At 65.5% G+C, this 19,096-nt stretch carries 16 protein-coding genes and 3 pseudogenes; 6 read left to right on the plus strand and 13 right to left on the minus strand.

From position 1 onward, the window contains the following. The first annotated feature begins 276 nt into the window (after positions 1-276). From mutS to FOZ76_RS24525, 4 genes are all read left to right on the plus strand, one after another. Positions 277-2,868 (plus strand): DNA mismatch repair protein MutS, encoded by a 2,592-nt coding sequence (mutS, locus tag FOZ76_RS24510; protein WP_143951260.1) that lies wholly within the window; start codon positions 277-279, stop codon positions 2,866-2,868. A gap of 16 nt (positions 2,869-2,884) precedes the next feature. Further along, positions 2,885-4,042 carry a JmjC domain-containing protein gene (locus tag FOZ76_RS24515; RefSeq protein WP_143950926.1) on the plus strand — a complete coding sequence of 386 codons (1,158 nt, stop codon included), beginning with the start codon at positions 2,885-2,887 and terminating at the stop codon, positions 4,040-4,042. A gap of 321 nt (positions 4,043-4,363) precedes the next feature. Beyond that, the gene (locus tag FOZ76_RS24520) at positions 4,364-4,582 is read left to right on the plus strand and encodes a hypothetical protein (protein WP_143950927.1); all 219 of its coding nucleotides are present in this window, start codon (positions 4,364-4,366) and stop codon (positions 4,580-4,582) included. Positions 4,583-4,611: 29 nt separating this feature from the next. Then, on the plus strand, positions 4,612-4,950 hold the full coding sequence (locus FOZ76_RS24525) for a hypothetical protein (RefSeq protein WP_143950928.1): 339 nt from the start codon (positions 4,612-4,614) through the stop codon (positions 4,948-4,950). A gap of 301 nt (positions 4,951-5,251) precedes the next feature. Here the strand turns inward: FOZ76_RS24525 and arsH are convergent, their stop codons facing one another. The 12 genes and pseudogenes from arsH to FOZ76_RS24595 form a co-directional block, all read right to left on the minus strand. Beyond that, positions 5,252-5,974, minus strand: a complete 723-nt coding sequence (arsH, locus tag FOZ76_RS24535; RefSeq protein WP_143950929.1) for an arsenical resistance protein ArsH — start codon at positions 5,972-5,974, stop codon at positions 5,252-5,254. Beyond that, positions 5,967-6,389, minus strand: a complete 423-nt coding sequence (arsC, locus tag FOZ76_RS24540) for an arsenate reductase (glutaredoxin) (RefSeq protein WP_143950930.1) — start codon at positions 6,387-6,389, stop codon at positions 5,967-5,969. Before arsC ends, arsH begins: the two co-directional genes overlap by 8 nt. A gap of 39 nt (positions 6,390-6,428) precedes the next feature. Then, positions 6,429-6,571: pseudogene (locus FOZ76_RS24545) on the minus strand (arsenical-resistance protein); the annotation flags it as partial. A 54-nt stretch (positions 6,572-6,625) separates the two neighbouring features. After that, the gene (locus FOZ76_RS24550) at positions 6,626-6,949 is read right to left on the minus strand and encodes an ArsR/SmtB family transcription factor (protein WP_143950931.1); all 324 of its coding nucleotides are present in this window, start codon (positions 6,947-6,949) and stop codon (positions 6,626-6,628) included. Between the two features lie 369 nt (positions 6,950-7,318). After that, entirely contained in the window at positions 7,319-7,993 is a 675-nt protein-coding gene (locus FOZ76_RS24555; RefSeq protein WP_143950932.1) for a class I SAM-dependent methyltransferase, read from the minus strand. A 419-nt stretch (positions 7,994-8,412) separates the two neighbouring features. Then, positions 8,413-8,601 (minus strand): annotated as a pseudogene (locus tag FOZ76_RS28430) (Rrf2 family transcriptional regulator); the annotation flags it as partial. A gap of 113 nt (positions 8,602-8,714) precedes the next feature. Further along, the gene (locus FOZ76_RS24570; protein ID WP_143950933.1) at positions 8,715-9,512 is read right to left on the minus strand and encodes a MipA/OmpV family protein; all 798 of its coding nucleotides are present in this window, start codon (positions 9,510-9,512) and stop codon (positions 8,715-8,717) included. A gap of 604 nt (positions 9,513-10,116) precedes the next feature. After that, positions 10,117-11,508: a sensor histidine kinase gene (locus FOZ76_RS24575; protein ID WP_143950934.1), complete on the minus strand. Its 1,392-nt coding sequence runs from the start codon at positions 11,506-11,508 to the stop codon at positions 10,117-10,119. Further along, entirely contained in the window at positions 11,505-12,170 is a 666-nt protein-coding gene (locus FOZ76_RS24580) for a response regulator transcription factor (RefSeq protein WP_143950935.1), read from the minus strand. Before FOZ76_RS24580 ends, FOZ76_RS24575 begins: the two co-directional genes overlap by 4 nt. Before the next feature lie 190 nt (positions 12,171-12,360). Further along, on the minus strand, positions 12,361-13,122 hold the full coding sequence (locus tag FOZ76_RS24585; RefSeq protein ID WP_246129754.1) for a DODA-type extradiol aromatic ring-opening family dioxygenase: 762 nt from the start codon (positions 13,120-13,122) through the stop codon (positions 12,361-12,363). Between the two features lie 115 nt (positions 13,123-13,237). Next, the gene (locus FOZ76_RS24590) at positions 13,238-13,633 is read right to left on the minus strand and encodes a DoxX family protein (RefSeq protein ID WP_143950937.1); all 396 of its coding nucleotides are present in this window, start codon (positions 13,631-13,633) and stop codon (positions 13,238-13,240) included. Between the two features lie 99 nt (positions 13,634-13,732). After that, positions 13,733-14,365, minus strand: a complete 633-nt coding sequence (locus FOZ76_RS24595; RefSeq protein WP_143950938.1) for an NADPH-dependent F420 reductase — start codon at positions 14,363-14,365, stop codon at positions 13,733-13,735. A gap of 159 nt (positions 14,366-14,524) precedes the next feature. On the opposite strand from FOZ76_RS24595, the gene FOZ76_RS24600 reads away from it, so the two are divergent. Next, entirely contained in the window at positions 14,525-15,424 is a 900-nt protein-coding gene (locus FOZ76_RS24600) for a LysR family transcriptional regulator (protein WP_143950939.1), read from the plus strand. A gap of 49 nt (positions 15,425-15,473) precedes the next feature. Here FOZ76_RS24600 and FOZ76_RS28070 read toward each other — a convergent pair. Next, positions 15,474-15,809, minus strand: a pseudogene (locus tag FOZ76_RS28070) (aldo/keto reductase); the annotation flags it as partial. A gap of 561 nt (positions 15,810-16,370) precedes the next feature. Here FOZ76_RS28070 and FOZ76_RS24610 point away from each other — a divergent pair. Next, positions 16,371-18,767, plus strand: coding sequence for a membrane-bound PQQ-dependent dehydrogenase, glucose/quinate/shikimate family (locus FOZ76_RS24610; RefSeq protein WP_143950940.1), 2,397 nt, complete (start codon positions 16,371-16,373; stop codon positions 18,765-18,767). The last annotated feature ends 329 nt before the right edge of the window (positions 18,768-19,096 follow it).

Genomic DNA, 19,096 nt, shown 5'->3' on the forward strand with positions numbered 1-19,096 from the left:
TCGCCCGGCTTGAGCGTCCTGGCAGCAAGAGCGTCGAATCGCATGGCGTTCCCGGCGCAGCTTTCGAGCGATGCTACCGACAAGCCGGCGTAACGTCGCCCCCCCCCTGGCCAAAAGCTACGCCGATAGCCCAAGTGTTGTTATGTGTGATGTGCGTTGATGACAGATAAAGATCGCCCCGAATCGCCCGAGAACCCAGCGCAAAGCGAGGCACCTCGCGCAAGAGCCCCGAAAACACAGGCTCAGCGCGGCGTGGACGAATCCGGCCACACCCCCATGATGCAGCAGTATCTCCGCCTGAAGGCGGAGGCGGGCCCCCTGCTGCTGCTCTACCGCATGGGCGACTTCTACGAGCTGTTCTACGAGGACGCCGAGAAGGCCGCGCGCCTGCTGAACCTGACGCTGACCACGCGCGGCAGTTCCAATGGCCGGCCGATCCGCATGGCCGGCGTGCCGTTCCATGCGCTGGAAGGCTATCTCGCCCGCCTGGTCGCGCTGGGCGAATCCGTGGCGATCTGCGAGCAGGTGGGCGACCCGGCCGCCGCCAAGGGGCCGGTGGAGCGGCGCATCGTGCGCATCGTGACGCCCGGCACGCTGACCGACGATGCGCTGCTGCCCGCCAAGGCCGATCGCTCGATCGCGGCGCTGTACGTGCCCCAGGGCCGCAAGGACAAGCTCGCGGGGCTGGCCTGGCTGAACCTGGCAAGCGGGGATTGCCGGGTGACCGAATGCCCGGCGAGCCAGCTCGCCAGCGAGCTCGCCCGCGTGGCGCCCGCCGAACTGGTCGTCGCCGACGGCCAGGGGCTGCCGGAAGGCTGCGGGGATTTCGCCGCGCCGCTCTCGCCCGTGCCCGCCTGGCACTTCGAGACCAGCGGCGCGCGCGCCCAATTGACGGAACATTTCCGCACGGACACGCTCGCCGGCTTCGACATCGAGGACATGCCGGCCGCCGTGTGCGCCGCCGGGGCCCTGCTGCGCTACGTCGGGCGCACGCAGTCGCAGGCGCTGGCCCACGTGCAGCAGATCAGCGTCGACCGGGTCGGCCAGTACGTGGTGCTCGACCCGGCCACGCGCCGCAACCTCGAGCTTACCGAGACGCTGCGCGGCGAGGAGTCGCCCACCCTGTTCTCCACGCTGGACCATTGCGGCACGCCCATGGGCAGCCGCCTGCTGCGCCGCTGGCTGCACCACCCGCTGCGCGACAACACGCCGGCACAGGCCCGGCAAGACGCCGTCGCCACCCTGTGGTGCGACGCCCTGCCCGACTTCCAGGACGCCCTCGAGCCGCTGCCCGACATCGAGCGCATGGCCGCGCGCGTTGCGCTGCGCTCGGTGCGCCCGCGCGAACTCGCCAGCCTGCGCGAAGCGCTCGCCCGCCTGCCCGGGCTGCGCGCCCAGGCGCGCGCCGTCGCCGGCCAGCAGGACGACCTGCCGGGCACGACGGGCCGCGGTGCGCACATCTGCGAACTGGCCGAGCGCCTGGCGATCGACCCCGCGCTGGGCGAGCTGCTGCGCCGCGCCGTGGCCGAGGAGCCGGCGGTGGCGGTGCGCGACGGCGGCGTGATCGCCGCCGGCTACGACGCCGAACTCGACGAACTGCGCCACCTGCAGACGCATACCGGCGACTTCCTCGTGCAACTGGAGGCGCGCGAACGCGAGCGCACCGGCATCGCCAACCTGCGCGTGGAGTTCAACCGCGTGCACGGCTTCTACATCGAGGTCACGCGCGGGCAGACCGACCGCGTGCCCGACGACTACCGGCGCCGGCAGACCCTGAAGAATGTCGAACGCTACATCACGCCCGAGCTCAAGACCTGGGAAGACAAGGTTCTGTCCGCGCAGGAGCGTGCGCTGGCGCGCGAGAAGTGGCTGTTCGAGCAGTTGCTCGACAGCCTCGCGCCCTACGTGCCCGCGCTCGCGACCTGCGCCGCCGCGCTGGCCGAACTCGACGCGCTGGCCTCGCTGGCCGCGCACGCGCGCGATCACGGCTGGGTCCCGCCCGAACTGCTCGACGAGGCCTGCATCGAGATGGAACAGGGCCGCCACCCGGTGGTCGAGCGCACCATCGAGCGTTTCACGCCCAACGACTGCCGGCTCGCCGAAGCGCGCCGCCTGCTGCTGGTCACCGGCCCCAACATGGGCGGTAAATCGACCTACATGCGCCAAGTCGCGCTGATCGCCCTGCTCGCGCGCGTAGGCAGCTTCGTGCCGGCGCGCAGCGCGCGCGTGGGCCGCCTGGACCGCATCTTCACCCGCATCGGCGCCGCCGACGACCTGGCGGGCGGGCGCTCCACCTTCATGATGGAGATGACCGAAGCCGCCGTGATCCTTTCGGCGAGCACCGCGTCCAGCCTGGTGCTGATGGACGAGATCGGGCGCGGCACCTCCACCTACGACGGCCTCGCGCTGGCCTGGGCGATCGCCCAGCGCCTGGTCGGGCACAACCGCGCCCTCACGCTCTTCGCCACCCACTACTTCGAGCTGACGCGCCTGCCGCAGGAACGCCCCGAAGCCGCCAACGTGCACCTGGCGGCGGCCGAGTCGCCCAACGGTATCGTGTTCCTGCACGAGGTGCGCGAAGGCCCGGCCAGCCAGAGCTACGGCATCCAGGTGGCGCAGCGCGCCGGGGTGCCGGCGCCGGTGCTGCGCATGGCGCAGCGCGAGCTGGAGAAGCTGGAATGGCGCAGCGAGCCGCGCCCGCAGCTCTCGCTGTTCGACGCCCCGGCCGGCGCGGCGCCGGCCCAGCCGGAGCCTGCGCCCGCCCCGGCGCTCGAGGCCCTGGCCGCGCTCGATCCTGACGTGATGAGCCCGCGCGAAGCCCTCGACGCGCTGTACCACCTGAAATCCCTGCTCGCCGACCAGGCCTGACCCGCGATAACGCTGCATGCTCTCCGATATCCATACGCCCATCGCGTTGCTCGACGGCCAGTCGCCGGCCGAGTTCATGCGCCGCCACTGGCAGCGCAGGCCTCTGCTCATCCGCCAGGCTCTGCCGCGGATGAAGCCGCCGATCGGCTTCGCCGCGCTGCGCCGGCTCGCCCGCGAGGACGACGTGGAATCGCGCCTGGTCTGGCAGGAAGACGGCCGGTGGGCGATGGAGCACGGCCCGTTCGCCCGCCTGCCCAAGGCCGGCGAACCCGGCTGGACTCTGCTCGTGCAGGGCATGGACCTGCACGACGAGGCCACCGCCGCGCTGATGCAGCGCTTTCGCTTCGTGCCCGATGCCCGGCTGGACGACGCCATGATCAGCATCGCCTCCGACGGCGGCGGCGTCGGGCCGCACGTCGACAGCTACGACGTGTTCCTGCTGCAGGCGGCCGGCCGACGGCGCTGGCGCATCGGCCGGCAGAAGGATCTCTCGCTGGACCCGGATGCACCGCTGCGCATCCTGCAGCACTTCGAGCCGACCGAGGAATACGTGCTCGAACCGGGCGACATGCTGTATTTGCCGCCGCAGGTGGCGCACGAGGGTGTGGCCCTGGGCGACGGCTGCATGACGATCTCGATCGGCTTTCGCGCCTTGAACCGCGCGGAGCTTGCGCGCGGCATGCTGGAGACCGCGGCCGACGGGCTCGCCGAGGCACCGCGCGTAGGCGATGCGCGGCTCTACCGCGATCCGGGGCAGCCCGCGAGCCTCGCGCCCGCCGCCCTGCCCGAACCGCTGGTCGAGGCCGCGCTCGACGCGCTGCGCACCGTACGCCTGGACCGCGCGCTCGCCGTGCGCTTTCTGGGCAGGCACCTGAGCGAACCCAAGCCCGGGGTGTTCTTCGCGCCCGGGACCGAGCTGCCCGACCTCATCGGCGCCTGGCCCGCCGACGGCCGCCTGGTACTGGATCGGCGCACGCGCATGCTCTACGACGGCAGCCACGTATTCATCAACGGCGAGGACGAGCCGCTGCGCAGCGCGGGCGCCCTGCGCATGCTCGCCGATGCGCGCGAACTGGCCTGCGCGCAGGCGCGGCCCGCCATGGCCGAACGCGAGCGGCTGCAGGCGTGGCTGGAGGCGGGTTGGGTACATTACCGGGATGCCGCCGGCAAATAGCACCCGAAGCTGACGTGAACCTTGCAGACGGACTGAACAGCCAGCAACCATCTGCAGGATTTGTCATCAGGGCGTTTCCGCCGCACCACGAGACGGCATGCTTTGGTATCTGCAAAATCCTTTATTAATTAGCAAGTTAGAAGCATATTGCAGAAATAACTGAAGGTCCGTGCGTCGTTACAGCCGCCCACACTTAATACTTACGCTAACCTTACAAAAGCAGACGCATTCAGCGGAGATCCGTAGTATGGGAACCATACCGGCGCAGGTCGAAAGGCCTGAACGGCAACCCCACTGGACTCACATCAAGGAGATGACACCATGAAGAAGCCGCTGATTCTCGCCGCTCTGCTTTCCGCCTCGGCCGCGCTGGCCGCCTGCGATCGTTCGGACGACCCGGCCTCCATGACCGGCGCGCCGGGCGCGACCGATGATTCGGTGACCATGCCCTCCCCGGCGCCCCAGGGTGTGCCGCCTGCCGGCGATCCCGCCATGCCCTCGCCGGGCGCTGGCGCCGGTACCGGCAGCGAATCGCAATAAGCATTCCCTGCCGGCCACAGGCCGGCACCATGGGAAGCTTGCGATACGCCCCGCCTCGTGCGGGGCGTTTTTTTTGCCGCTGGTCGGCCAAAGCCGCCGCGCGCACCAACCCGTGCCGCCGCATCCCGATGTTCTCGGCCAGCAAGGCGATCCCACTCGTCGACGGCGAGGACATGGTGTACATCTTCCGTCACCCAGAGCGTCTGGAGGCCGAAGGGCTGGAGAGATGCGCCATCCCGCTGGCACTCCGCCTGCAGTTTGCTGTCCGCCGCTCCAAAATTGTCTCGCTCGAATGGGAACGGATCGATCTGGAAGAACGACACGTGATCTGGCCGGATGCAAGACTGGCGGTATCTCCAAGCGCATGAGCGAGAAAGCCCATTGCCTTGTTCTCGACGGCACCCCGCCGGGAAGGTTGCTCCCCATGCCTGCCGTCGCCCAATGCCCCGGACAAGCATATGGCCTATGGCGAGTATTACGGCGACTGGAAGCACGCGCTCACGGTGGCCCGCGCGCCACACGTCGGCACTCATAGCATCCGGCACCGCTCTCTCGATCACGGACATTGTCGCCGCGTGCGCTCCTGGGGGAACGGTGGCAGCAGGCAACCGAGCGGGCGCGGTTGCAGATCGAGCAGCGCGATGGCGCCGGAAAGCCCTGACTTGGCGCTCAAATGGCGGCTTGGCTGACGCGTCGACTCAATGCCTCGGCGTTTTCCTTGCGCTCGCTGTACCGATCCACCAGATACGGTGCCACGTCGCGCGTGATCAGCGTGAACTTCATCAGTTCTTCCATCACGTCCACCACGCGGTCGTAGTAGGCCGAGGGCTTCATGCGCCCGGCGTCGTCGAACTCCTGATATGCCTTGGCGATCGAGGACTGATTCGGGATGGTCAGCATGCGCATCCAGCGGCCGAGCACGCGCATCTGGTTGACCGCGTTGAACGACTGCGAACCGCCCGACACCTGCATTACCGCCAGCGTTTTGCCCTGAGTCGGGCGCACCGCGCCGACCGACAGCGGAATCCAGTCGATTTGGGTCTTCATCAGGCCGGTCATCGCGCCGTGGCGCTCTGGCGAACTCCACACCATGCCTTCGGCCCACTGCACCAATTGATGCAACTCCCTGACCTTTGCGTGGTCTTGTGGCGCATCGTCCACCAGCGGCAGGCCAGAGGGATTGAACATCCGAGTCTCGCCTCCGAGAGCACGCAGGATACGCGCCGCTTCTTCGGCCGCCAGGCGGCTGAATGACCGCTCGCGCAGTGATCCGTAGAGCAGTAGAAAGCGCGGCGCGTGCGTCGCCCGCCCGGACATCAGCAAGCGTTCCGTATCGGGCTGCTGGAACACTGCCGAGTCGATGTTCGGCACGTCGAGGCAGAATTCAGACACGGTGTCCCTCCGCATTCACCACCGGTTCGCCGTCTTCCTTGTTGAACGCGCCGCGCTGTGGCTGCGACAGCAGGTCGAGCACGGTTTCCGAAGGCCGGCACAGGCGCACCCCCAGCGGGGTGACCACGATGGGCCGGTTGATGAGGATGGGATGCTGGAGCATGAAGTCGGTCAGGTCGTCGTCGCTCCACTTCGCGTCATCCAGGCCGAGATCGGCATAGGGCGTTCCTTTCTCGCGCAGCACTGCACGCACCGACACGTCCATCGCGGCGACCAGCGCCTTGAGCGTATCGCGGTCGGGTGGCGTTTTCAGGTACTCGATGACGGTCGGTTCCTCACCGCTGTTGCGAATCAGCCCGAGCACGTTGCGCGACGTACCGCAGGCGGGATTGTGGTAGATCGTGATATTGCTCATGGCATAGGCCTGTTGCGTTATGGAGTCGAGGGCCGAAGGTCCGCGTGAGCGGTTGACTAGGCCACCACCACCAGCATCACCGGCGCCTCGATGAGCATGCCGACTACCGTGGCGAGGGCCGCGCCGGAATGCAAGCCGAACAGGCTGATGGCGGCCACGGCCAGTTCGGAGAAGTTGCGCGCGCAGAATTGCCTGTGCAGATGCGCAGTGCGCCATAGATGGTGCCGGTCATGGCGTCAGCAGTTGCAGCGGGAAGATCTGGAGACCTCGCATTCGCCGCCCCGGCAGCAATGCTCGGTCAGATGGCCGATCAGGCCGTTCATTTGGCCGTACTCGGCGCGATAGATCAGATTGCGACCCTGCTGCTCGATAGTGACGAGGCCGGCATGGGCTAGTTCCTTCAAGTGGAAGGACAGCGTGTTGCGGGCCACGTCGAGCCGTTCGGCCAGGACGCTGGGTGTCAGACCTTCCGGGCCGGCAATGACCAGGGCGCGGAACACGCGCAGTCGCTGAGTATGTGCCAGGGCACCGAGGGCAGAGACGGCTTCATCTTCATTCATGATTCGATATTACATCATTCATTGAATCATTGAAGCAAAAATGCCTCAAGGCGAAATGACGTCCCGGCGTTGTGCCGTCGGGTTCGCGGATTGCGTCCCGCGTCTAGTTCCGAGTCGCTGCCAACTGGCTTTGACCTCTCGCATCTTCCAACCCACGTGCTCAAGCCAATCTGACGAAACTCTTGCAGAGCGTCAAAGGCATTGGGCCGGCGACGACGGTTGCGCTGATTTCCGAGCTTTCAGCACTGGGGCAGCTCAAGCCCATTCTGAATGCCATGGTGAGAACCGGCAGGCCAAGGAAAGAAGGGCACGAACCGCCCGGGACGATGCCTGACATCGTGCCACCACGAAGCCGAGCGGACCCGGCCCTCATTGTCCATGGGCGATCCAGCCCTTGAAGGTGAATGCGCAATAGAAGAGGTCGATGTCCGTGAATCCGGCCTCGCGCAGCAGATCGGCATCCTGCTGCGGTGTAAGCACTGGCAGCCTCTCCTTGATCGCCGCGATGCTACCTTCGGCCTGTGCCACAGGCACGCCGGAAGCAGCCGCGAACGCCGCGTTGCGCGCGAGCCATCTGTCCCTGACGGGGCCGTCGCTGGAAAAACTGTGATGCGCAACCACAAGGGGCGCCCCAGGCTTGAGCCGAACGAGCATTTGCTTCAAGGTCTGCAGGCGTTCGTCCGGAGACAGGAAGTGCAGCGTCAGCAAGCAGGCCGCGCCATCGAAAGGCCCCATGGGAGCGCTATCGATATAGCCTTCATGCAAGCGCACGCGAGGCGCCAGAGGCCCCAGAGTCGTGCGGGCCAGTTCGAGCATCTCGGCGGATGGATCCACGCCGTCGAGGTGCCAGCCTGGCTGCATCTCGGCGAATGCCCTCAACTCCAGCCCGCCACCGGCGCCGAGCACCAGGATGCGTGCGTCGGCAGGCGCACGTTCGGCCAGCAGCACACCCGCCATCCTGTGCAAGTCCCTCAGGCCGGGTACGATCCTCGCAGTCCTCTGTGCATAGCTTGAGACGGCCGCCGGATTGGAAAACGGAGTCATCGGATGCCGCCTTCCGCTTGCATGGGGGCGAGGGACTCGGGCCAAAGCAAGGAACGGTGGACCTGGCCTCCTGGCTCAGTGCCGGCCCCACCGGTGGCCAGCAGGATGCGGCGGCCTCGGTGCGATCCGCCGTCGGATGTCTTAACAGTGAATTCGTCCACCCGCCCTGCCATGGCTTCGCGCCGGCCGCGCGCGTTCACCGCGCTCTCGCCGGGAGGTACGCCATCCTGGCCCGGAAACCCGTGGGAATGGCTGCCGAAGCGCTTGCGCCGCTCGCCCGCATCGATCACCTGCACGGACCGGCGCGCCCGCACCAGTTGCAGGGCCGCGGCCATCGCTGCGTAGCTTTCGCCGATGACGATGACATCGTGGTGCATGATCAATTTGTTGTGCGTCGTGCCGCCGCATACCGGCATGCGCCATCCACCCGCGTGGCCTTGGTCCGAAGTGGCGATGCCCGCTTCTCGCAAATACCCCATGGAGCGCCGGACGACGACCGGTTTGGTGCCCAAGCACCTGGCCAGGGTTTCAGAAGTGAGGGGGCCATCCTGTTCGGCCATGCGCAGCAGCGCATGCAGGACGGACGATAAGCGGCTGTCGCGTTTCATGAAACTAACGATGTTACATATAGGGCCGCATGTCAAGACAGTTGCTGACGCCTTCGCTATCGCACTGTGCATGCCGCTTGAGAGGCCCGGTCGCGACGGGGTTGATGAGCGCGTCAGAAGCGGTAGGCGTAGCCGAGCGCGAGCGTGGTACCGGTGGTCTTGTCCACCAGCGGGCTGTCCTTGACGGAGCTGCCGAAGCGAGTGGCTCCCACGTCCACGAACACCGTATGGTGGCGCGACGGCGAGTAGTCCATGCGCAGGCCGAACTGCAGGTTCGTGGTGGCCTTGCCTTCATGGAAGGCCCGGCCGGCCTGGGCCTCGGACTGCTGCACGCCGTAGTAGTAGTCGACGTACTTGTCGTCGACCCACTCTGCGGCTAGGCGTGGGGTGAAGCCGAACTTGCCGGCGGCGAATCGACGGTCGATCTGCAGCTTGGCGCGCGTGCCCTTGCTGTTGCCCATCGCGTCGGCCAGCACTTCACCGCTGAAGTTCGCGAAACCGGTTTTCCAGGTCACCGCGCCGCCGGCCCACAGGCTGGACTTGCGCTCATCCATGCCGGTGAGGACCGCAGAATCCTTGGCCTCGTAGCCATCGCCGGACCAACGCGCGCGCAGACGGAACGAAAGAGCGTCGGTCGAGTACAGCTTGACGTCAAAAGTGGGAGCGGTGGCACTGATCCACTTGCTTTCGTAGGAAATCAATGGAAGGGGAAGCACCTTGCGGTCGAAGTCGCGGTAGGGCTTGTCGAGTACGACGGCGCCGATGCCAAGGGCCCACCGGCCGCTGCCGTCCTTGGCCTGGCTACCCTGCGCGAAGGCAGCCGGGGCCCATGCGGTGCAAAGTGCCACGGCGGCGATGAGGCTCGGCTTGGACGATGCCAGCGGGGAGCGGGAGAGTTTTTGTTGAGACATGGGTTAGTCCTTTCTGTGGCGAATTTGGGGGCCTTGTTGCGCTTTGCGGCCTGGCCGCAGGCATGGACCGGGCGAGAGCTCATTGCATGTCTTCCTGTCACGATGGCGAGCGTCAGGCCGGGTGACAGCGCTGCCGCTACCTCGGCATCGCCCGACGGGATCGGCGAGACGCCTGGCGCCATGCACGTGACCCACACTGCAGGCCGATCAGAGATGACGGCGTGCCCGGGTCTGGCTTTGCAATGCAGCATGAATCCTTCCGATTTCGCGGCGCGTCAAAGGCGACGCACCTATGGGGGCGGATACTGCCCAAGCGGATTTAGCGGTTTTTTAGCGTTATTAGGAATTCTTTAAGGAGTGAGCCATTCAGCAAAAAAAAAGTGAACGGCATGTATCCGATCCGCTCGGAAGCCGCTTGTGCACAGCCCGATTCAATCGCCGCAACGGCCAGAGAGTCGTGGAAGCGCGTAGCGTTCAGGGCAGCCGGTCATCCCAGCGCAAGTGCGACAGGCAGTCCTGACCAGCCACTCCGCGAGCAAGGCAGGCGCTCGCAACGGCCCAATAGAAGGACGAAGGTTCACCCACCGCGACAGGACCGGGTCGATCAGCCAGGGCGCCGTGGCTCGACGAGACAGGGAAAAACGACGCGCACCATGAGCCCCCGAGCTTGCAGCCCCGTGCCAGTTTGGATGGTGGCGCTGTGAGACTCGGCGATGCCCGCCACAAGCGACAGGCCGATGCCGCTACCGCGCACGGGCGTGCCCGCGACCCGGTGGAAACGCTCGAAGATGGCCTCGCGCTCCTGGGCCGGAACGCCTGGGCCGTCATCCGCAACTTCCAGATACACCATGGGCGCGGGCTCCCTGCCCTCGCGGGCCTGGTAACCGCAACGCACGAGCACGTTGCCGCCTTCTGTGGTGTAGCGCATGGCGTTGTGCATGAGGTTGCGCAGCAGAATGCCGATCTCATCAATGTCGCATGAAATCGTGCAGGCATGCACATCCAGAAAGAGCGAGCGCTGGTTCAGGCTGGCATAGACCTCGAACTCCTGGGCAACGTGCTGCACCAGTTTGCTCAGATCGGCCGGTACGTGCTTGGGGGCCTTGGCACCGGCATTGATGCTGGCCAGATCGAGCAACTGCTCGGACAGCCGTGTGCTGCGCCTGGCGACTACCAGCAGCTTTCTCAGGGCGGCATCCTTGTCCTCGGGATCGGTCGCTCGCAGTGCGATCTCGGCCTGTGCCTGCAAGGCCGACAACGGTGTGCGTAGCTCGTGCGCCGCATCGCCGATGAAGCGGCGCTCGCTTTCGATCGCCTCGTCGAGTTGCTTTAGGACATGGTTGAAGGAGTCGACCAGTGGAAGCAATTCCCGCGGCAGGCGATCCAGGGGCAAGGGGGTGAAATCGAAGCGGCGGCGATGGCGCATCGCCGCCCCCAGTGCTCGTACGGGTTTGAGTGCGCTTTGAGTGACGAACCACATGATGAGACCGGCTATGACGAGCAGAACCGTTGCCAGGACCAGTGCATGGGTTGCTTCGTGACGCATGTCCGCGTCTACGACACTTTGCAGGTTGCCCACCTGGACGCTCACCCGCCCGGTGCTGTCGGATGCGGAGTAGACACGCCACTTCTGGCCCTCGACGAGGGTCGAGGCCGCGCCATCGGCGAAGTCAGGCTGGAGCGGCGACTCGGGCGCCCCTGGCGTACTGGCGACCATCCGGCCGCGATCGACCCAGATCTGGAATACGAGAGGCTCATGCCTGGTGCCCGGGACTGCGCGCAGCTTGAGCCCCGGACCGGCGCCTCCGTCGAAATCGCTATCCGCAGGGATCGTGACCAGCAGCTGGGTAGCAATGGCTCCGAGCTTCTCGTCCCATGTGCTGGCGCGGTTGAGCGAGAACTGCGTGAGCACGACCCCGAGCACTGCCGCCCAGCACAGGGCGATGACCGCGACAATCACCAATATCAGTTGCGCGTTGAAGGAACGTGACTTCACGCGGTTGGCTGCCCGATGACGTACCCGAGCCCGTGAACGGTCCGGATCAGGTCGTCCCCGAGCTTGCGGCGCAGCTGGTGGATGAACACGGCAATCGTGTTGCTCTCGACGTTGCTGGCCGTGCCGTAAACGACGTCGTGCAGATGGTCGCGTGTGACGACATGGCCGGCCCGCTCGACCAGGGCGAGCAAAGTGCGGTATTCCTGGGCACTGAGGACGACCTCGACGTTGGCCTTGCTGACGACGCGCTTGCTGCGGTCGATGCGCACGTCGCCGTAAGTGAATACCGGGACGACGCGTCCCTGGCTGCGGCGGATCACCGAGCGCACGCGCGCCCAGAGTTCATCGAACTGGAATGGCTTTATCAGATAGTCATCAGCGCCTGCGTCCAGGCCGACGATGCGCTCGCTGAGTTGGCCACGCGCGGTGAGGATCAGCACCGGCGTGGCGTCGTAACGCCCACGCATGGAGCGCAGCACGGACAGGCCGGACTCTCCCGGAAGACCGATGTCCAGCAGGACGGCGGCGTAGCTGTGATCCACCAGCGCGCTACGCGCCGAATTTGCATCGCGCACGTGGTCGATGTTCCATCCGCTCTGGCGTGCACCGTCGCAAACGGACTCGCCCAGCATCTGGTCGTCTTCAACGAGGAGGAGGTTCATGTCATATCGATCCACACCTATGCGCCAGTATTCAGCGAATCATGCAGGACACTCTTTAATATATTTTTAAGGCGCCATGCGCTCGGGGGTCGATACCAGTACGGTCTCAGGCCCCGAGACACCCAAGCCGGGCGAGGAAACCATCCTGCGTGGCGGGCGGGATGCCTGATCGCCAGGATACAGGCGTGCTTCATGCGGCTTGCTTCATCGCGTTGCCATCGAGCCCGAATCCAAAGGAATCCATCGACAGGACGCCGTAGGTCATTCCACCCCGGATCAGGCTGCGGGATTCATCGGGAGAACTTGCACCCGCCGCGACGAGCAACGGCAGGTAATGCTCCTGGGTCGGGTGCGCACGCTCGGCGTGGGGCGCGCGTGCGCGGTACTGCACCAGTGCCGCGTCGTCACGTCGCGCGATGGCGGCCGCGATCCAGTCGGCGAATTCCTGGGCGTACTCTGGATCCCGGACATGGCTGCGGAACTCATACAGGTTGTGTGTAAGGCTGCCGGAGCCCACGATCAGTACGCCGCGGTCCCGGAGCGGCGCCAAGACCTGGCCCAGACGCAGAGCACCTTCGACGTCCATGTCGCGCGGCAGCGAAACCTGCAGCACCGGAACGTCCGCGCTGGGTTTCAGGTACTGAAGCGGCACCCAGGCACCGTGGTCCAGGCCACGCTGCGGGTCGATCGTCGCGGGCATGCCCGCCTCGGCGAGCATGCCGACGATGTCGGCGGCGAGGGCCGGTGCGCCGGGCGGTTCGTACTTGAGCGCATAGAGCGGCGCGGGGAAGCCGCCGAAGTCGTGGATGGTCGCTGGCCGGGCGACACCGGCGACGCGGATGCCCATGGTCTGCCAATGCGGGGACACCACCACGATCGCGGACAGATCGCGCAGCGATGCGCCGAGCTGCCGGAGGTTGGGGCCAAGCACGCCGGGCTCCATGGCGAACATCGGCGACCCGTGGGAGATGAAGAGCGAGGGAGCTCGAGTCATGGTAATGCTCCAGGATTGCCGGGCGCCAAGAGCGCCCGCTTTTTCTCATCAGGTTGGATGTAGATTGGGCGTACTACGACGGCTGGCCGTTGCGGCGGCTTCTCATGCCGTCGATGCTGAACTCGCCTGCGCCATGGGCAACCAGAAGCAGGAAGCCACCGGCCATGCCGACGTTCTTCCAGAAGCTGACAGCTTGCATCGCATCGCCGAAATCGGCGTGAAAGACCACTGCGGTTGCGACCGAAAAGACCGCCAGGGCGATGGCGATCCAGCGTGTGAAAAGACCCGCGGCGATGGCAAGGCCGCCGCCGAGCTCCAGCAGGATGACCAGCGGCAGCAGCGCGCCCGGTACGCCCATGGCCTCCATGTACTGCTGGGTGCCGGCGTAGCCGGTGATCTTGCTCCAGCCGGAGATGATGAAGATCAGCGAAAGGCCGATGCGGCCCAGCAGCGAAAGTGTTGCGTTCATGTCAGTGTCCTTTGTGTCGAGGGGTGAAGACTCGTGTCGATGCGGAAAAGAGCCGCCAAGCGGACGCGGCGGGGTCGCCCGCGTCATGCCCGGGAAGGGTCAGCCGCGACGGATCCAGGTCGGCGCGATCTGCGTACCTTGCCCGGCGCCGTAGGCGAAGTAGATGTTCAGGCCGGCCACCGGCTCCAGGTAGCGCGCGTTCTTCAGCCCCCCGGCGTCGACCGGCTGGAAGCCGATGCTTTCGGCCAGCGCACGCACGGTCTGCTTGGCGCGCTCGTCATCGCCCGCATAGAAGACCGGCACCGTCTGGCCGTTCGGGAAGGCAGGGCCTTCGGCCAGCACCTGGGCCAGCACGGTGTTGAATGCCTTGACCACCTGGGCGCCGGGTAGCGCCTTGGCGATCTCCTCGGCAGCGGAGGTGGCGTGGCCCAGCGTCAGGCCCATGTAGTCGGCCGTCAGCGGGTTGGTGATGTCGATCACGATGCGGCCTTCCAGCGAACCGAGCGCTTTGAGTGCCGGCACGGCATCGGCATAACTGGTGGCGACGATGACGACCAGCGAGTCGCCCAGTGCGTCGGCCGGGGCCACGGCCGTTGCACCGGCATGGGCGACGGCCAGGGCCTCGGCCTTGGCCAGATCACGCGAGGTAACGCGGACCTGGTGGCCAGCGGCAGTGAGTTGCTTGACGAAGCCTGCGCCCATGCTGCCGGCGCCGATGAGAGTGATGTTCATGGTGATAGTCCTGTTGCGAGAGAGGGGCCGTAGTAGCACACGGGGAAAGCTGGCTGTCCCGAGTCCCCGGCAGGCCTGACGGCGTAAGAGAACTATATTGGACGCATAGGCCGGGATAAACTCCTATCGGATGGACAAATTGTTTTGATATTCGAGACTATGGACCTACTCCAAGCCATGAAAACCTACACCGCCGTGGTCGAGGCCGGCAGCTTCGTCGGAGCGATGGACGTGGTCGGGCTGTCCAAGCCCGCGGTCTCCCGCCACGTCAACGAGTTGGAGGAGCACCTGGGCACGCGCCTGCTGCAACGAACGACGCGCCGCCTGTCGCTGACAGGCGAAGGCCAGGCCTACTACCAACGCTGCAAGGAAATCCTGCTGGCCGTCCAGGAGGCGGAGGCCGAAGTGGGGTCCAGTGCGCTGCAGGCGCAGGGACGGTTGCGCATCGGTGCGCCCCAGACCTTCGGTGCGCTGTATCTGGCCGCGTTGTGGGGCCGATTCGCAGCGCAGAATCCGCAGGTCACGCTGGACATCGTGTTGTCGGACCGCGTGGTCGACCTCGTCGAGGAAGGGTACGACCTGGTGGTGCGCATCGCGCGGCTGTCCGATTCCAGCCTGGTCAGCCGCCCGCTCGCCCGTACGCGCATGGTGCTGTGCGCCTCGCCGGACTATCTCGCCGAGCGAGGCACTCCCGTGCACCCACACGAGCTCGCCCGGCACGACGTGATCTCCTATACCTACTGGTCATCCGGCGATCTCTGGAGCTTCCAGGGCCTCACGGATTCCGTGACGGTGCGCACGCATTCACGCATCCACGCCAACAACGGCGACACCTGCCGTGCGGCGGCGCTGGCACACCAGGGGATCATCCTGCAGCCGGATTTCCTGGTGCACGAGGACCTGCGCAGCGGTGCGCTGGTCGAGCTCATGCCGGAGTTCCGCGCAGTGGAGCTGGGCATCTTCGCGGTCTATCCCACGCGCAAGCAGTTGCCGTTGAAGGTGCGGCGGCTGGTGGACTTCCTCGTGGAGGCGCTGCGCACGCCGCCCTGGGCGCGGTGAAGGCAGGGTACAGGAGGCGCCCCCCCCCCCCCGGCAACGCGCCAGGCCTTCATCGGAACGCCTTGAGCTCCGGCGAGCTGCGCTGGTGCCAGGTCGGATACGGCGGTTGGCTGTCGCTTGCCGCGTCGAGCCTGGACACCTGCTCGGACGTCAGGCTCCAACCGACCGCGCCGATGATGACGTTGCTCACCGTCGGCCGCTGCAGCAGCCAGTTCAGGGCCACCTGCGGAATGGTCCTGCCGCTCTCTCGGGCGATGTCGTCGAGCGCATCGACGATGGCGAACAGATGCGCTTCGTCATATTTCAGGCCCATGTCGGCGCCGTCGAATGCGCGGGTCCCTGGCTCGGGCTTGCGGTCCCTGCGGATCTTGCCGGTCAGCGTGCCCCACCCGAGCGGCTACCAGATCATCGCGCCGAGCGCTTCCGCGATCCAGCCCGGCCGGCGAGGTAATCGACGAACTGGGCGAGTACCTGCTGCCACTGTTTCCCTGCGTGACACCGCAGAGTAACAGTGTGGAGGCCCAGCCGTGAACCGCCCGCTGCAACGCATGACTGTCGGCTCCCAAGCCAAGCAAGCAGCGGCTTGTCGAGTAGTTTGTGGACTTAAAGTCCACATTGTGGTGCTCTAGACCATATTTATCATGCGTGCGCCGTGAAATATAGTTGCTCGATTACATTGGTTCGCGGGCTTTGGCTTTGCGAAGTTCGTTCTTTCCCGTCATCTCTGGCTGGAAACGTGTGGGTCCCCCGTGGCCTCATGAGGTGCCGCACTGAGCTAGCGTTCACGGTTCTGTGTCGTGGCCCCAATAGGCGGATGCCACACGCCGTAAACTGGCGCCTTCCCGTCGTGGACGAGTCCCCTGGCTTGGTTCAACGCGGCACACGGCCATTTCGGAATCTCCGACTGTGTGGAAGGTTGGCGGCGGTTCCTCTAGGAGAACATGTCATGCCATTTCAAGCTGAGCCTGCCGACAGGCAGGTGTCTGCCGCACTAAGACTCTATACGACCCTGTTGGCTCTGGTGCTTGGCCTGGTCGGACTGTATTTCGTCTACAACGGCACCAAGCTGATCATGCTTGGTGGCTCCCTCTACTACCTGCCCGCGGGCATCGCGCTCATCGCTACTGCGATGCTGCTCGTGAGGCTCAGCTTGCGTGCGGCCTACCTGTATCTGGGGTTCTTCGTTGTCACCGCGTTGTGGTCCTTCTGGGAGGCTGGCTTTCAATTCTGGCCCCTCGCTGCGCGGCTTGGGTTATTCGCTGTTCTCGGCTTGCTCCTGGCCCTCTGCGTTCCGTGTTTGCCCGGAGCCAAGAGCATTCCGCGCATACGCGGCCTGGCTTTCGGACTCGCCGGTGCGACCGCCGTTGGGCTGGTGACAACCTTCGTGGGCGCTTTTTCCCCCGTCTGGCTCGTCAGGAACGGTGCGACGCCTCAGGTTGCTGCGGACTACAAGCCGGAGCTTGAGCCCAAGGACTGGGTTGGCTTCGGACGCACCACGACGGGTGAACAGTTCTCGCCGGATACGCAGATCACCAAGGATAATGTCGGCCAGTTGCAGGTTGCCTGGACCTTGCGCACTGGAGACATCAGTGCGGATGGCAGGGAGAACCAGAACACACCATTGCAGATCGGCAATACGCTCTATCCCTGCACTCAGTCGGGGCAGGTCTTTGCGGTGCGCGGCGACACTGGCGAGAAACTCTGGCACTTCGATCCCGAGGTGACGCCGGCCTCTACGGCCAACTGGATGCGGTGCCGCTCGTTGGCCTATTTCGAGGTTCCCGAGCTGTCCAATGACACACCGGGCAAGAAGCGTGTCTACCTCACCACGGGCGACATGCGTCTGATCGCGCTGGACGCGGCGACCGGCAAACCGGTGCCTTCCTTTGGCGAAGATGGAACCGTCTATCTGGCCGAGGGCATGGGCAAGGTCATCCCAGGCTTCTACAACCCCACCTCGGGGCCGCTGCTGGCGGGCCGCAACCTCATCGTCGGTGGCTGGGTGATGGACAACCAGTCCACCGATGAACCCTCGGGCGTCGTGCGTGCCTTCAATGCCGTCACCGGTGAATTGACCTGGGCCTGGGATGTTGGTCGTCCTGGCAAGACAGGTAAGCCGGCTGAGGGGGAGGTTTACACCCGCGGTACGCCAAACATGTGGGCCACGCCCAGCTACGACGCCGAGTTGAACATGGTGTATCTGCCCACGGGCGGTGCCACGCCAGACCTGTTCGGCGGTCTGCGTTCGCCTGAGTCGGAGCGCGTGTCCCAGTCGGTCGTTGCTCTGGATGCCACCACTGGCCAAGAACGCTGGGTATACCAGCTCGTGCATCATGACGTGTGGGACTACGACCTTCCGTCCAAGCCTGTGCTCTACGACATGCCCGATGGCAAGGGGGGACGAGTTCCGGCGCTCGTGCAGGCGGGTAAGAACGGAGAGATTTTCGTCTTGGATCGTCGCACAGGCATGCCGCTCACGCGGGTTGAGGAGCGCCCGGTACCCACCCAGGGCGTACCAGGGGAACGCCTGTCGCCGACACAGCCCTATTCCGTGGGCATGCCCCAGATGCGCGACACCGTGCTGACTGAGGCCAAGATGTGGGGTATCACGCCGATCGATCAACTGAGTTGCCGCGTGCAGTTCAAGGGACTTCATTACGAGGGCGATTACACGCCGCCGCAGTTGGAGTGGTATCTCGAAAATCCTTCCTGGTACGGTACCAACAACTGGGGTGGCCAGTCGATGGACAAGCAACACGACATCATGATCGTCAACGACATGCGGATCATGATGAAGGGGCGGCTGCTCTCCCGCGAGGAGACGAACGAACGGCTGGCCAACAAGTCGGTACAAGGTGTCGGTGGCGTGATTCCGATGGCCAACACACCGTATGGTGCCGAGCGAGGCATGGTGCAGTCCTTCCTGGGCGTGCCGTGCACGACGCCGCCCTTCGGCACGATGGCGGCCATTGACATGAATACGCACAGGGTCATATGGCACCGGTCGCTGGGCACGCCCGAGCAATTCGGTCCCCTGGGTATGAAGACCCATCTGCCAATTGAACTCGGCATGCCGACCCTGGGCGGTGCGGTGGCAACAGGTTCGGGGCTGGTGTTCTTCTCCGCCACCTCGGATTACTACCTGCGTGCGATCGATGTCATGACCGGCGAAGTGGTCTGGAAGAGTCCGTTGCCGGTGGGAGGCGGCTCCACACCGCTGGTGTTCACTTCTCCGGCTGATGGCAGGCAGTATGTCGTGGTGACTGCAAGCGGTTCCAGGGCGGCACCGGATTATGGCGACTACCTCATTGCCTATGCGTTGCCCGAGCAGGCACGACCGTAGGGGACGCCAAGGCGCCATGCCCGCCGGACCGGGTCAACCGGCCATTCCGGGCCGAGCGGCCGAATCCGCTATGGGTGAGCGGCTCGATGGTGTTGGCGACGGCCGACTGCGGCAACGCCGGATCGAGCCGCGCCATCCCCGGTGCTGGCCAGGCTCCATGTGATGGTCGGGGACCACGTCATCGCGGCCGACAGCCAGGCCGAAGCGGCTTTTCTGGCCGGTTCGCATTTCCACTAGGTCAATCACTTGCATCTCGGGCGGCTCGGCTCGCCGCCCCTTGCGCAGTTGCCGTTCACTTCCCGGCAACCCCGATCCGCCGGCTTCCGGAT

The sequence above is a fragment of the Verticiella sediminum genome (assembly GCF_007558815.1).
GTDB lineage: Bacteria > Pseudomonadota > Gammaproteobacteria > Burkholderiales > Burkholderiaceae_B > Verticiella > Verticiella sediminum.